Origin of the sequence: Sphingomonas sp. J344 (genome assembly GCF_024700005.1) — a bacterium.
Classification (GTDB): Bacteria; Pseudomonadota; Alphaproteobacteria; order Sphingomonadales; family Sphingomonadaceae; genus Sphingomonas.
Genome location: NZ_JAJONB010000001.1, coordinates 125,986 through 140,063, shown reverse-complemented (window position 1 = coordinate 140,063; position 14,078 = coordinate 125,986). Strand labels below are relative to the sequence as shown.

The window sequence follows — 14,078 nt, the reverse complement described above, 5'->3', positions numbered from 1 at the left end:
TTACTTCGGCATCCCGCTATACCCCGCCGCCTTGCGCAGTTCGGCGGCGTCCATGACATAGCCGTCGCTGACCACCGTGACGACGCGGCGCAGTGCGCCCAGTTCGGTCGATGGGTCTCCATCGACCAGCACCATGTCGGCCTCCTTGCCGACCGCGATCGATCCCGTCCGCTTGTCGGCACCGACCACGCGCGCGGGGACGATGGTCGCGCTCTGCAGCGCCTCCGCCGCGCTGAACCCGGCCTGCTGATAGATTTCCAGCTCGCGCACAAGTTCTATGCCCCAGCCATCGGTGCCCGCGACGACGGTCACTCCGGCCTTGTGCAATCGCCCGACCAGCTCGACCATCTTCGCATAGCTCTTGCGGTAATCGTCGCGCGTCAGCCCCTCGACCAGCGGATAGCCGCCGCTGGTGAAGGCCGAGCGTTCGATGACTGGTGAGATGATCCCCATATACGGGGCGTAGGCCGGGTGCGGCTTGCCGCCGTCCTGGGTCAGCATCCCTTCGAAGATCACGATCGTCGGATCGACCACCGTCTTGCGCCGCGCTAGGTCGGCGACGAAGCCCGTCATCAGCGGCGCGTCGAGATCGACGTCCTTGAAGTAACGCGCAGGCCCTTCCATTCGCTGACGGGTGTTGGCCTTGTCGATCACCGCCTTGGGCATCGACTCCATCACCACGAAATTGAGATGGGTCAGTTCGTCATAGCCGGCCGCGACCGCCTCGCTCGGCTTCATCGTCGCCGGGACATGGCCGTGGACATGCAGGCCCAGCCGGTGCGCCTCGGCCGCTGCGGGCGCGATCCATGCCGGGTTCATCGAGGTATAGAATTTGACGCCCCACAGCCCGGCCTGCTTGATCCGGCGGACGGTCGCGATCGTCTCCTCGACGCTGCTGACAACCTCCGCGCCCTGCGCCGCCAGCGGGTCCTTCTTGTCGATGATGACCGAAATGAACGGTTCGCCCATCAACAGCGTGCCTTCGCCGCGCCGCCGCGTCGCCTCGACCGCGCGGTCGAAATTGGTGCCGGGGCTGCGAAAGCTGGTGATGCCGTTCGCCATGTTCGACAGCACGCTCCAGTCGTCGCCGATATGGAGGTGGCTGTCCCAGATGCCGGGCACCAATGTCTTGCCGCGTCCGTCGATCGTCCGCGCGCCGGCGGGCGCCTTGAGCGATCCCGCCGCGCCGATCGCCGCGATCTTGCCATCCTGCGCCAGCACCGCACGGTCCGCCAGAAACACGCCCTTGTCGGCGTCGAACAACCGGACGTTGTCGAACAGCACCGGCGCCTTGGCGGCGGGATCGAGGAAGCGCTTGGCGATCGTGGTGACGACCTGTGCCGTCGCAGCGTCCTGCGCATCGCGCAGCTGCTTGAGCGCGCCCTCATAGCCTTTCGGGATCACCGAGATGAAGCCGATATCGGCGAAATAGCGCTTCTGGTCGTCCAGCCAGACGGGGATAGGGGAGGGCAGGATTCCGCTCACGAAGGCGAGTTGCACGGTCTTGGGTCCGCCCGGCCCCTGAATGACCTGCGTGCCGCCGAACGTCATGCGCCCACGCCCGCCAGGCAAGAACGCGACGCCCTTATCGCCCGCCGCCGCGAGCGCGTCGATGATCGGCGCGGAGGCGATCCCCACCCCGCCCGCCGGGATATACCAGCCGCCCGCCGCTGCCTCGCCTGCGTCCGTCGCGGTCTTCCAGGTCGCCCGGCCGCCCGCCACGCGATACTCCTCCGCCGCGTCGCCGGACATGGTGACGCCGCGCACCGTCAGCGCGCTGATGCTGCCGTCCCTGGCGAAGGTCGTGACCTGGTCCATTTCGGTGATCCAGCCGCGCAATTCCTGCGACCAGCGATAGGCGGTGCGACCGTCGGGCAACTGCCAGCGCCACTGGCTACCATGCTGCCCAGCCTCGGACACGACGACATATTCGGCCGCATCGGCGGGCGGTTTGAGCAATTCTTCCTTGGGAACGGGTTTGGATTGCGCCGCCGGAGCGGGATCGGGATGCCCATGCGCCAACGCCGGAGCGGTTGTCGCCAGCAGTGCCGCAACCAGGATCATGCGCATCATCGTCTCCCTGCAGGTGATTACATTTGGTAGGAGGAATGGCGCGCTCGACGCAAGGCGGTGGGGTTTTGGCGGTGCTCAGTGTCAGCTTGATTTGGCTCGCACCGACGCGCGCCCTCCCGCTCTTCGAAGTCGCTACTCGGCGACGATCCGCGGAATGCTGGCGATCGGTTCGATCGTGATGTTGCGGAACCAGGTTTCGGCCCCTTCCGACTGAAGCTGGATGCGGCCATGCGTCAACGGCCGGCGTGAGCCGTCGGGCGCAATTATGGCGATGTCGCGTACCTGCGCCACCGGAATCCCGTTCACTACATGCACTGCGCGGTCGCCGACCACGTACAGGTCGAGTGTGTTCCACTGTCCGATGGGCCGTTCCGCATCCCGCGCCGCTTCGACATTCCAGGTCGGGGTGCCGTTGATCATGTCCACCTCGTGCCCGCCAAGCTGGAAACGCAAATGCGGCGCGATCAGGCCGGCGTCATGGCCGACGGTGGTGCGACCCCGAACATTCCTGCCGACGGTGACCAGCATTCCGGTCGATCCGCGCATGATCTCGAACTCCATCGAGGGCGACCATGTGCCGAACACCTCGCCCGGTTCCCCGTGCGTATGGTAGAGCAGGCCATTATTCTGCGGCAATGTTTCGCGGGGTGCGTAGGTCTTGTCTCCCCATTTGAACTCCAGGCGCAGATGATAGTCGCGCAGATCTTCGCGATGGACCAGGCTGCCCCAGGTTTCACCCTTGATCCAGATCGCAGTCGCGCCATCGATCATGCGCACGGCGAAGTCGCCGCTCCGATCGCGGCTGGTGCCAATCGGCGATATGCCGGGAGTGTCGCGATAGGTGATCGCCGGATCGGAATAGCCAAGCCAGCTGTCCCAGTCGTCGAGGTCGCGGCCATTGAACAGGCTGCGAGCCGGGCCGGTGGGTTTGGGCACGTCCGCCAACCGCAAATGTGTCTGCACGGCCGGGCGACCCGCGCTCACCGCGCGCGCCGCGTCGAGCGAGGTCGCATCGGCTGTGCTGACGGGTTCTGAGGTGCGAGCGCACGCGCCACATGCGAGGGCAAGCGCAAAGATTGTGACGTTCGGTCGCACCAAGATGTCCCCCTCAATCGCTAGTGATCGATACCGACTAGCGCATCGCCGCCGCCAAAACGAAACCCAAATATCAATCGGATGGCGGCGTCCTCATAGCGGTGCTGCGCGGATGGCAGCAACGGACGCGTGGGTCTGTATGACCCGTTGAGGAGAGGGACTGCGCAATCGGGAAGCGGGCCTGGAGCGGGTGAAGGGAATCGAACCCTCGTCGTGAGCTTGGGAAGCTCCTGCTCTACCATTGAGCTACACCCGCATTTCAGTAGCTTAGCCTTGTCTCGTCTAGGTTCTGTCTCTTTTTTGGCTCCGCGTCCTCAGGGATCTCTATCCACGGCGGACGGGCAGTTGGCAAGCGCTTTAGCAATTCCGAACGGCGCGGCGCGAATGGTCGGACACCTAAGGTGCGGTAGCTCATGAGAGCTTGAGGGGCTTTTCCGCGGGACAGCTTGGAAAGCTGCTGCACTGCCATTGTGCTATACCCGCAATCCCAATGCCTGAGCTGCCTCTCGTTTCCGATCTGGCTCATTTCTGGCTCCGATGCCGGATGGCCCGGATCCACATCTCGGTCGAGAGGCGCAACCCCTGTTTACGCAAATGCGCATACCAATCGAGCTACCTCGTGATGGCGACGGTTTCGGGGCCGTCAGTTGCCTGACCGCCTTATGCTGCAGACTAACCAAATCAGACATTACCCGCGCTCCCCAGTCGGCGGATCGTGGGCGCAAGCGAAAAGAGTGGGCAAGCGGGAAGAAGCAGAAAGACCGGTGAGCCGCGTCCGCCGAGACATGATAAAACAATGCGGTTTCGCAGTACTTGTCGTGAAATCTACGATCTATCACTCTGAGGACAGATCGACCGTCAGATTGCAGTCGGAGTTGTTGCCATGATGATATGCTACGATCCCGGTAGCGTGGTTCTGGAACGAATATGGGAGCGGGGCGCGTTCAGGCAAACGCGTCTCCTCATGCTCTTCCTGGGCACCGAATATGATCGCGCCTTCCTAGATGATGTTGTCCACTACGGTCACGATCTTGACAGTCTGCTGCACGGAAACTTGTGTATCGGGGTGCTCTTCATGCCGCCCCCGGAGAGCCCGGGAGGCCGGTTGGAGGATGAGTTTGAGCGCTTCCATTCTCTCCGCTGGAGTGAGGATCCGACTCTTACGGAGAAGCTTGTCGAACGCATGTCGAAAGAGAGCTACGACGTGGCACGATTCTTGGGTATTCCCCTACAGGATCTCCCGGGCATCGCCTTTCTCTCGGCCTCTGAACCAGACAATGTAGCCTATGTGCCGCTCCGGAAATCATCGTTGAAGGACATCTATCCCGATTTGCGCCGGGTGATGAGCGATTGGTACAGCGACAATCGGGCGGTTCTTGAACAATTTCGTACCGAATGGAGAGAAGCGCGGAATGAGCAGGTGGCGCACTTCGCGCACCAAGTCGGCAACGAGATCCAGCGCAGTGGCAAAGCAAGTCATCTGGTGAGGAAGTTACCTCGCGCAATTTCTCGTGCGGGTGAGGATCCGGCTGACCTACGCAATTTGATGGTTCGCCAAGGCTTGAGCGTGGAGATCGAGGGCAAAGTTCTTGACGGAACTGCGGTTGAGCAAGAGCTGGTAGCGTTGCGACAGAGAGCTCAGGCCTCCCCTCCGCCCTTGCCCGATTTCCAGCTAGATCGAATCCGAAAGGTAAGCAGGAAAATTAAGTTTCAACATGTTGCATTGCTTGGTTCGCAAAAGAGCAAAGGCATGTTGGAATGGATAAGGTTAATCCGTGAGGCTCTCGCTCCGCTTTAGGGTTCTAAGATTGCCAGGAGCTATGGCGCACGGACCGGCGAACGACCGACATTAAGGCGCGTTGTCGACGGGCTGGTCGTGACGAAAGCAGACAGGCCGCTGATGGGCCGTGAGCGGACTGGCGGCTTTGGAGCTCCAGACCGCAAAAGCGGACTGAAACATAGCCGCAATCGCGTGCGTCTCTCACAGTGTGTCGGAGGCCGGGATCAGTTGGCGGCAGTCGGGCGGGGCGGCAGCCGACCGATCCACGCCGACAGTTTCGTCTTCAGTCGCTCGGCCACTTGCGGCGCGGTGGCCGTGCGGTCGTGCTTCTCCTGCGGATCGCGCGCGATATCATAGAGTTCGACCGCCGACCCATCGGCATCCATCAACAGCTTCCACGGCCCGGACCGAATCGAATAATGCGGGCCGAACGCGCGTTCGGCGGCGGGGCGGGCAATATGGGTGTAGAGGTCGGGGCGCTTGGTCAGCACCCGGCCACGCCACGCCGCACTGACGTCGATCCCGTCCATACCGACGGGACGGGCGGCGCCGGCGATGCTGGCGAGGGTCGGATAAAGGTCGACCGCCTGCACCACACTGCGCATGTCGCGGCTGCCCGGTCGCACCTGTCCGGGCCAGCGGACGATCAGCGGCTGACGGATGCCGCCTTCGTACAGACTCGCCTTGCGTCCGCGATAGGGACCCGCCGATCCGGGCGTATCGGCCCCAATGGTCGGACCATTGTCCGACGTGAACACGATCAGCGTGTCGTCCAGCTCGCCGGCGGCGCGCAGCCCGGCGACCAGCCGTCCGATTTCGGCGTCCATCGCGACCAGCACCGCCAGGAACTTGTCCTCCCGCGCGTCGCGGCCCTTGCCCTTCACCGCAGCGGCCTGCGCGACATTGGGCTGCCAGGGCGTGTGGACATCGTCCAGCCACAGCTGGGCGACATGGCGCCGCCCGCTTGCGGCCTACGAAATCGAGCACGCGATCGACATAACGTCCGGTGGTCTGCGCGCGCGGTAGCCAGTCGATCGGCCCCTGTCCCAGCGCTGCGCTCTGCTGTGCCAAATTGTTCGCGATATCGCTGGGCAGGACGCGCGGCCCCAGCCCCTCGAACTGAACATAGCTTTCGTCGAAGCCATAGGCAGTTGGCAGCGGCGCATCGCCAACGTCCCGGCCGCCGCCCAAATGCCATTTGCCGATATGCGCGGTGGCATAGCCCGCCTGCTTCAGCGACCGCGCGAGGTTGGGTAGTTTTGGATCGAGCCAGTCGGCCTGCCCGAACTCGCGGTTGCGCTTGCGGTCGGCGATGAAGGTGACGAAGCGGTTTTGCGCCGGAAACTGTCCGGTCAGGAACCCGGCGCGCGATGGCGAGCAGATCGGCGCGGCGTCGTAGAATTGCGTCATCAACATGCCGTCGCGGGCAAGCGCATCGATGTTAGGCGTCGCTACAAGCCGGTTGCCGGTGATCGACAGGTCGCCATAGCCCATGTCGTCGACCAGGATGAAAAGAATGTTGGGCTGGCGCGCCGCCTGCTTAGCCGCGGCTCCAACCGGGGCGGGCAAGGCGCTCGACGGTGCACCGGTGACGGCGATCAGCCCCGCCGCGCCGATACCGAACGCGCGATGCCAGCGCAGATACCCCCAGCTCATTTCGCGATCCGCGGCACGCCGATCGATGCGGGGTCGCCGATGTCGATCGGCACCAGCCCGAACTGCATCCGCCACGGCGCGGTCGGGTCGTTGCCAAACATCGTGTACCAGTAGCGGCCTTCCTTGTCCCTGAACGCCGTGCCGTGCCCGCCATGCGGCGCGCCCATGCGGCGCTGGCTGTACGGGCCGAACAATGTCTTCGCTGTGCCGTACATCATGTCGTACGTACCGTGAGTACGCAGTGGACCATGCCACTCCGCACCCGTGAGAAAGTAGACGCCGTTGACCTTGATCAACCCGTTGCCTTCGTACCCGACATGATCGCCATCGGCATCGACCAATGTTCGCACTGGCCCATCGAACCCGTCGCGCTTCGCGTTCAGTTTCCCGATGCTGCCGCCGCCCCACAGGAAATAGAGGCCGTCGTCATCCTCGAATGGAAATCCGTCGATGCCATTCACGAAATAAGACTTGGTAACGTTCTCATACGGCCCATCGGCCTTGCCGCTCGTCGACCGGTAGAGCCAGGTCTTGCCGCCGACCCCGCGCTCCATGACGGAGAAAGCAAGATAATAGGTTTTGTCGCGCGCCGACCACATGATTTCGGGTGCCCAGAGTTCGGCGATATTCCCGCCGAAATCATAGCCCATCCCTTCCCACTTCCAGACGAAGCCGACCTCGTCCCACTTCTCGAGATCCTTTGAGCGCCACAGCTTCACCCCACCCTCGGGGCGGTGATAGCCATAGCCGTCCAGCGTCCCGACGAGATAATAATAGCCGTCGCCGCCCAGCGTGACCGATGGATCGCGCATCGATTCCGTCGTCACCAGCGGCTTGCGCGCCGCAACGGCGCTGTCCTCGGTGATCACCGACGCGGCCTGACGCAGCCGCCCGTCGGGCGCACGTTCGAGTGGGGCGAGGCCGACCTGTTCGCAGAACAGGGCGAAGCTGTCGTCGCACTTTGGGGTTATAGACCGCCGCGAGCTTGCCGTCGTCGGTGCGCACCAGCGATCCGCGGCCGGCATGCGGCACGGCGAGCGCGCGCATCGTGAACGGGCCATAGGGGGTGGGCGCCTCGGCGACGAACAGATCCTCGGTCGCAGTGCGCATCCGCCCCGTGGTCTCGCTCGCGGCCAGGACATATTTGTCACCGTCGCGCGCCATCGTCGCGCCGCGCGTGCCGACACGGGTGCGGACCGGCCAGTCCTTTCCGACGGGCGGATGCTTGGCGAACAGCTTCTGGTCGGGCTTGAGGAAGCGCGGCGCTTCGGCAAGCTTCTGGAAACCGGGCGCGAGCCGCGCGATCATGCCGCCGCCCCAGATCAGATAGCCCTTCCCGTCGGTATCGACGAACAGCGACACGTCGCTCGCATCCTCGACCAGGCACGGCGATGCTGCAAATGCGCCACCCGGCGTCGCCGCCTTGCCGATCGCGATCCGCGCGCAGCCGGTCTTGTCGGAGAAAGCGAGGTAGAGTGCGTCGCCCGCGACCGTCACCGACGGGGCAAGATAGCGTTCCGACACGTCGCCGGTCGCGATCCCGTTGCCCGAAATCTTCGCCGTCCCGACGCGAGTCCATTTCTTCGCGTCGGCGGATGTCCACAGCTCGACCCCGTGGCGCGGCGCGTTGCGCAGCGTCGTGCCGGTCAGCACCCAGCCGCCGCCGGGCAGCCGCGCCATCGACGCATCCCCGATCGGCCGCTCGGCAAAGATCGCCGCGACTGGCTGCGCGTCGGCGGCGGGCATTACCGTCGCGTTGCGGTCCATCGAGGGATGGTCGGCGAAGATATCGTCCGCAACCGCCTTTTTGAGCGGCTGGACCTGCGCGCAAACGGGTGCTGCGGTGAGGGCGGCCAGTGCGATGCCGACGAACAGGGCTGGGTACTTCATCGCTCTCAATTCTGCTGCAGTGCCCGGAAGTCATCGATCCAGGCATAGTTGGGCTGGGACGTGCCATCGGCATTCTTGCGGATCGTCGCGGGGGCGAACACGCTGTTGATCAGCCAGGGAGTCTTTTTCGGACCCCATTCGGCCTTCATCGAACTGCCCTGCTTGAAGCCATAGGTCGCGACGGCAAGGCGGCCGGTGTCGCGGAACAGCTTCATCTGGTTGCGCAGATAATGTTTCCGCCCCTCGAACCACGGGCTCATCTTCAGGAAATCGTCCCATTGCGCCTTGGGGAAGGGCGTTTCGAGCGCCGCCTGCACGATCTGCCAGTTCTGGGCGGTGCGTGGGGCGCCGTATTTGTCGGCAAAGGCGGAGGCGACCGGCTTTTCCATATTCTCCTGCCACCACCAGATCAGCGAGAATTCGGTGACGATGAATGTCTGCTCCGGGCGCATGCGCGGCAGGATGTAATCGAGGAAGATCTTCGACTTTTCGATGCCGTTGATGTGCGGGTGGATGGTGACGCCGTCCAGTTCCGGCGTCGCCTTGACGAACGCCATCCAGCGTTCGGTCGTGGCGTTGCGCCATTCCGGGTTGGGCAGCTGGTTGAGCGCGCCCATATAGAGCCGCGTCGGACAGTTGGTGGCGCAATGCTGCTTGCGATAGTCGATGACGCGCTGCGCCAGCCCTTCGTAAAAGGCGTTGAAGTTGGGGTTCCAGTCCTGCTTGCGGCTTTCGATAAACGGCTCGTTGCCGATCATCAGAATGTCGACCTTGCCCATCACCAGCGGCAGCACCGCGTCGGTCCGCGCGATCTGGCGCGCATATTCATCGCCCCCCGCCTTGGGAAAGGGGACGCGGTTATAGTGATATTTGAAGGTCAGGATCGTCTTGTACCCCTTGGCCTTGGCCTCGAGGATCGTCCTGACCGCGCCATGTTCGATCGCCGGCTTGCCGTCGAGCTGGCGCATGGGGAGGAAGATACGGACCCATTTCGCGCCGGCCTGGTCCAGCTCGCGATAATCGACATCCTCATAATGCTCATTGTAATTGGCGCCGAGAGCGCCCTGCGCCAGCGCCGGGCCGGACAGGCCGATCAGTGCGGCGGCGGCCGCGAATATCAGTCGCATGACTCTCTCCCTGTTCGTATTTCTAGTTGCGCGCCGCTGCCTCGCGCTGGGCCTTGAGGTTGACCGACACCGGTTTGGGCTGGGCGTCGAGCATCGCGTCGAGCTGAGCGCGCAGCTTGGGCTGGGCATCGGCTATGTTCTTCGTTTCGCCCGGGTCGCCCACCATGTCGTAGAGTTCATAGACGCGCTGTCCGCTCGCTTCCTGGGTCCAGCGGATCAGGCGATAGCGGTCGGTGCGGATCGCCTGACCGATCCGACCGGGACGGTTGAAGGCATGATAGGCATAGGGCCGCACCCGCTTTGCCGGATCGCGCAGCACCGGGGTCAGATCGGCCCCGTCGATCGGTTGCGTCTCCGGCGCAAGGCGCACACCGGCCAGGCGCGCGAGGGTCGGATAGATGTCCACCGTTTCCGCCAGCTGGCGCGGCGCGCTGCCCGGCTTGCCGGTGCCCGGGCCTGCAAAGATGATCGGCAGGTGGACCGCCTGTTCGTAGTTGGTGTGCTTGGTCCAGATCCCGTGGTCGCCCAAATGATAGCCGTGATCGCCCCACAGCACGACGATCGTGTTGTCGGCCAGGCCCTCGCGCTCCAGCGCATCCAGCACCTTGCCGATCTGCACATCGACATAGCTGACCCCGGCATAATAGCCGTGGATCAGCTTGCGCTTGAGCGCATCGGAGAATTGCTTGCCCGGAACCTGTCCTTCGGGGACCGGTGTGTAGGCGGCGATCTCGCCGCCCATCTTGCCGGCAAAGGCGGGTGCCCCCTCTGGAAGCTGCTCGAAATCGGGCATGGGCAGCTTTGCCGGGTCGTACATGTCCCAATAGCGCTTGGGGACCGAGAAGGGCAGGTGCGGGCGGGCGAAGCCGACCGCGAGGAAGAAGGGCTGGTCGCCGGTCTTCAGCTCCGCCAGCCGCTGCGACGCGCGCGCGGCGATGCGGCCATCGGCATAGGCGTCGTCGGCGACATCGGGATCTTCCCACGCTGCACCGCGGGACAGCGCCGCCGCGAATTTGAAGATATCGGCGTCCTCCGGAACGGTGATCTCGTTGAACAGCGCTTCCTCTCGCGTCGACTTGCCCGCATTCTCGGGATCGACATATTCGATGACATGGTCCTTCACCGGCGGGGCCGACCAGCTGACATCGTCGCCCTTGGTGCCATGCCCGATATGGAACACCTTGCCATAGCTTTCGGCACGATAGCCGGCGCGCATGAATGCCTGGGGCAGTGTGACCGCATCGGGCATATAGTCGCGCAGATTCTGGCCGAAATTATAGATGCCGGTCGATGTCGAGCGGCGCCCGGTCATCAGATTGATGCGGCTGGGCGCGCACACCGCCTGATTGGCATAGGCGCGCTCGAACCGTGTGCCGCGCGCCGCCAGCCGGTCGATATTGGGGCTGATCGCGTGCGTGTCGCCGAAAGACCGCAGGCTGGGCTTGAGATCGTCGACCAGGATCAGCAGAACGTTCGGACGCTTCCCGATTGTCGGCGCCGCCCGAGCGGGGGTAGCGCCTTGAGCGGCGGAACCTGTAGCGGTCGTCTGTGTGCAACCGGCGATCGCGGTCGCCGCCATCAACATGATGATACGGCTGGTAATCCCGGACACGCGCATTCCGAACCCTCTCACTCTATTTCTTATAAATCATATAATTCATGGCGAAGAAGGCAAGCCCTGATTGCCTCCCAACGCGACAACCCGTTTCGTCAGGGTCGGCTGCGACCCGCGCTCTCGATCTGGTCGAGCATCGCGGCCATCCGCGCGACCCGCTTCGGCTCCCGCGCCGCCAGATCTTCCCGCTCGCCTGGATCGCGCGCGAGATTGTAGAGCTGGTGACGCGGCAGCGTGCCGATCTGGTTGCCGTGAAACTCATGGGGTTCGACGCTGGCGCGGATGAACTTCCACTCTCCCTGGCGCAGTGCGAGGATGCGCGCGCCGCTGCTCGCGACGGTGGTGCCGGTGGTGACCATCAGCTTGGTATCCTGCACGACATGGTCGCGTCCCAGATCGCTGCGACCGAGCAGAACGGGGAGGAGGTTTAGGCTGTCCACCGCCTGATCGCGCGGGAGCGACTGTCCGACCAGTCCGGCGATCGACGCGATCAGGTCGACATGGCTGACCATCGCCTGCGACACATGCCCGGCGCGCGCCTTGCCCGGCCAGCTCACGATCATCGGCACGCGCGTGCCGCCTTCGAAGATGCTGTACTTGCCGCTGCGATAGTGGCCCGACATCCGGTGCGCGCCGTTTAGCGACACCGCGCGATCCTCATAGCCGTCGAACAGGATCGGACCATTGTCGCTGCTGAAGACGATCATCGTGTCGTCGGCGATGCCCAGTGCCTCGAGCTTGCGGCCCAGTTCGCCCACCGTCCAGTCGAGCTGGATGATCGTGTCGCCACGCGGCCCCCGGCCCGACTTGCCGACGAAGCGCGGGTGGGGCGCGCGCGGGACGTGCGGCTCGTTCATCGCGAAATAGAGGAAGAAGGGGTCGTCCTTGCGCGCGGTGATGAAATCGACCGCCTTGCCGAGCAGCACGTCGGTCAGCTCTTCATCGACCCAGCGCGCCGCCTTGCCGCCCGCCATGTAACCGATGCGGCCGATGCCGTTGTGGATCGTGTTCGAATGTTCGGGATCGCCGCGAAACTTCAGCAGTCGGGGGCTGTCGAAGCCGGTGGGTTCGTCGCCGATCTTCGCCTTGTAATCGACGCGGATCGGATCGGCGGGGTCGAGCCCGACGACGCGCCTGTTCTCGATCAGCACCGTCGGCACGCGGTCCAGCGTCGCGGGCATGTAGAAGCCATAGTCGAAGCCGATATCGAGCGGCCCGGGGCGATCTCGCCATTCCAGTCGACCTTGCCGTCGCCCAGGCCCAGATGCCATTTGCCGACCACGCCGGTGGCATAGCCCGCCTTTTTCAGCATCGCGGGCAATGTGAATCGGCCCGGGCGGATGATGGCGGGCGCGTCGCCCGGCAGAATCTGGGTTCCCGATGCCCGCCACGGATAGTCGCCGGTGAGCAGTGCATAGCGCGACGGCGTGCAGGTGGCGGAGGTGGCATAGCCCGATCTGAAGCGGACTCCGCGCGCGGCGAGCGCGTCGAGATGCGGGTGCAGAAGCGCGTCGCGCCATAACAGCTGAGGTCGCCAATGCCGAGGTCGTCGGCATAGATGACGATGATATTGGGCTTGCGTCCGGTCCGGGCCGCGCTGGCCGATGGCACGGCGAGTGTCGCCGCTCCTGCGAGCAGCAACTCGCGACGGGTGACACTTCCCTGCAACGCCCTCTCCTCACTTCATCCGATCATGCACCTTGTTATATGATATTTATCTGACTTAAAAGGCGCGCAATCGGGAGGGCATGATGGCGCAGATTTTTTCTGACGAAGGCGAAGCGCGGCTTCATTCTGCTGGCCGCCTGTGCCGCTCTGGCGGGATGCGTGGATTCCGCGAGGTCATCCCCGCGCGCGGATGGATCCGACGCGACCTTCGCCAATCCGCTCCTCTCCTCCGGTCCCGATCCCTGGGTGACCTCCCATGACGGCGTCTATTATTATACCCACACGCTCGGGAAGCGGATCGCGTTGTGGCGGACGCGCGATATCGCCGATCTGGCAAATGCCGAGCAGAAGACCGTCTGGACGCCGCCCGCCACCGGCCTCAACGCACATTCGATTTGGGCGCCCGAGCTGCACCGCATGAACGGCAAATGGTATATCTATTATACCGCGACCGCAGCGGGTTCCCGGGACGACCGGAATCGCGGCGTGTTCGTGCTGGAGAACGCATCCGCCGATCCGATGCGGGGCGAATGGACCGACCGGGGGCGGGTCAATACTGCGCGGCCGGGGATCGACGGCACCGTCTTCCAGCATCGCGGCACGCTGTGGTTCGCCTATTCGCCCTATCTCGCAAAAGGCAGTGGCATCGCGATCGCCCGACTGGCGAATCCCTGGACGATCGCGGGCGAGGAAGCGGTGATCGCTGTACCGGACAAGCCTTGGGAAGATCGCGGCGGGCGCCGCATTCTGGAGGGGCCGGAATTTCTGGAAGGACCCGACGGCCGCATTTTCCTCACCTACTCGGCGGGGGCCTGCTGGTCCGACGACTATGCACTGGGCCTGCTCGAAGCGGGGCGGGGGGCGGATTTGCTTGCGCCTGCAAGCTGGACCAAGCACCCGCTTCCGGTGCTGACCAGCGCCAACGGCGTCTTCGCGACCGGGCATAACGGCTTCTTCCGCTCGCCTGACGGGGGCGAGCAATGGATCATCTATCACGCCAATCCCGGACCCGGCATGGGCTGCACCCAACGTCGCGCGCCGCACATCTCGCGCGTCGAATGGCGCAAGGGTGTCCCGGTTTTCGCGCCGCCCGCCGCTGCGGGAACTCGCCTGCGCAAGCCGTCCGCAGCGCCCGCGAACTAGCCTAAAATTGCAATTCACCTATTGATATGAT

9 protein-coding genes, 1 tRNA gene and 3 pseudogenes are annotated in these 14,078 nt (G+C 64.1%); 2 read left to right on the top strand and 11 right to left on the bottom strand.

The window, feature by feature from the left end; translation table 11 throughout:
- From LRS12_RS00690 to LRS12_RS00680, 3 genes are all read right to left on the bottom strand, one after another.
- Positions 1 to 2,070, bottom strand: coding sequence for an amidohydrolase family protein (locus tag LRS12_RS00690; protein WP_257842834.1), 2,070 nt, complete (start codon positions 2,068 to 2,070; stop codon positions 1 to 3).
- A 135-nt stretch (positions 2,071 to 2,205) separates the two neighbouring features.
- Entirely contained in the window at positions 2,206 to 3,036 is an 831-nt protein-coding gene (locus tag LRS12_RS00685; RefSeq protein WP_257842833.1) for a DUF1080 domain-containing protein, read from the bottom strand.
- 314 nt (positions 3,037 to 3,350) lie between these two features.
- A tRNA-Gly gene (locus LRS12_RS00680) sits at positions 3,351 to 3,424 on the bottom strand.
- Positions 3,425 to 4,132: 708 nt separating this feature from the next.
- On the opposite strand from LRS12_RS00680, the gene LRS12_RS00675 reads away from it, so the two are divergent.
- Positions 4,133 to 4,966 carry a hypothetical protein gene (locus LRS12_RS00675; RefSeq protein ID WP_257842832.1) on the top strand — a complete coding sequence of 278 codons (834 nt, stop codon included), beginning with the start codon at positions 4,133 to 4,135 and terminating at the stop codon, positions 4,964 to 4,966.
- Between the two features lie 206 nt (positions 4,967 to 5,172).
- On the opposite strand, the gene LRS12_RS00670 is transcribed toward LRS12_RS00675, so the two are convergent.
- The 8 genes and pseudogenes from LRS12_RS00670 to LRS12_RS00635 all read right to left on the bottom strand — a co-directional run.
- Positions 5,173 to 5,883, bottom strand: a complete 711-nt coding sequence (locus LRS12_RS00670) for a sulfatase (protein WP_257845398.1) — start codon at positions 5,881 to 5,883, stop codon at positions 5,173 to 5,175.
- Between the two features lie 247 nt (positions 5,884 to 6,130).
- Positions 6,131 to 6,442, bottom strand: a pseudogene (locus LRS12_RS00665) (sulfatase-like hydrolase/transferase); the annotation flags it as partial.
- A gap of 158 nt (positions 6,443 to 6,600) precedes the next feature.
- A complete protein-coding gene (locus tag LRS12_RS00660; protein ID WP_257842830.1) occupies positions 6,601 to 7,416 on the bottom strand; it encodes a family 43 glycosylhydrolase in 816 nt (271 codons plus the stop codon).
- 214 nt (positions 7,417 to 7,630) lie between these two features.
- Positions 7,631 to 8,284: pseudogene (locus tag LRS12_RS00655) on the bottom strand (family 43 glycosylhydrolase); the annotation flags it as partial.
- Positions 8,285 to 8,499: 215 nt separating this feature from the next.
- The gene (locus LRS12_RS00650) at positions 8,500 to 9,621 is read right to left on the bottom strand and encodes a hypothetical protein (RefSeq protein WP_257842829.1); all 1,122 of its coding nucleotides are present in this window, start codon (positions 9,619 to 9,621) and stop codon (positions 8,500 to 8,502) included.
- A gap of 22 nt (positions 9,622 to 9,643) precedes the next feature.
- Positions 9,644 to 11,239, bottom strand: coding sequence for a sulfatase (locus LRS12_RS00645; protein WP_374580006.1), 1,596 nt, complete (start codon positions 11,237 to 11,239; stop codon positions 9,644 to 9,646).
- A 92-nt stretch (positions 11,240 to 11,331) separates the two neighbouring features.
- Positions 11,332 to 12,507 carry a sulfatase-like hydrolase/transferase gene (locus tag LRS12_RS00640; protein WP_257842827.1) on the bottom strand — a complete coding sequence of 392 codons (1,176 nt, stop codon included), beginning with the start codon at positions 12,505 to 12,507 and terminating at the stop codon, positions 11,332 to 11,334.
- A gap of 44 nt (positions 12,508 to 12,551) precedes the next feature.
- Positions 12,552 to 12,740: pseudogene (locus tag LRS12_RS00635) on the bottom strand (sulfatase-like hydrolase/transferase); the annotation flags it as partial.
- A gap of 410 nt (positions 12,741 to 13,150) precedes the next feature.
- On the opposite strand from LRS12_RS00635, the gene LRS12_RS00630 reads away from it, so the two are divergent.
- Complete coding sequence (locus LRS12_RS00630) at positions 13,151 to 14,047, top strand: family 43 glycosylhydrolase (protein WP_374580003.1); 897 nt, start codon at positions 13,151 to 13,153, stop codon at positions 14,045 to 14,047.
- The last annotated feature ends 31 nt before the right edge of the window (positions 14,048 to 14,078 follow it).

Excerpts from the sequence above, each read along its gene's own strand:
- LRS12_RS00690 (WP_257842834.1), bottom strand. The coding sequence starts at position 2,070 with ATGCGCATGATCCTGGTTGCGGCACTGCTGGCGACAACCGCTCCGGCG.
- LRS12_RS00675 (WP_257842832.1), top strand. The coding sequence starts at position 4,133 with ATGCTCTTCCTGGGCACCGAATATGATCGCGCCTTCCTAGATGATGTT.
- LRS12_RS00660 (WP_257842830.1), bottom strand. The coding sequence starts at position 7,416 with ATGCGCGATCCATCGGTCACGCTGGGCGGCGACGGCTATTATTATCTC.
- LRS12_RS00650 (WP_257842829.1), bottom strand. The coding sequence starts at position 9,621 with ATGCGACTGATATTCGCGGCCGCCGCCGCACTGATCGGCCTGTCCGGC.
- LRS12_RS00645 (WP_374580006.1), bottom strand. The coding sequence starts at position 11,239 with ATGCGCGTGTCCGGGATTACCAGCCGTATCATCATGTTGATGGCGGCG.
- LRS12_RS00640 (WP_257842827.1), bottom strand. The coding sequence starts at position 12,507 with ATGGCATCTGGGCCTGGGCGACGGCAAGGTCGACTGGAATGGCGAGAT.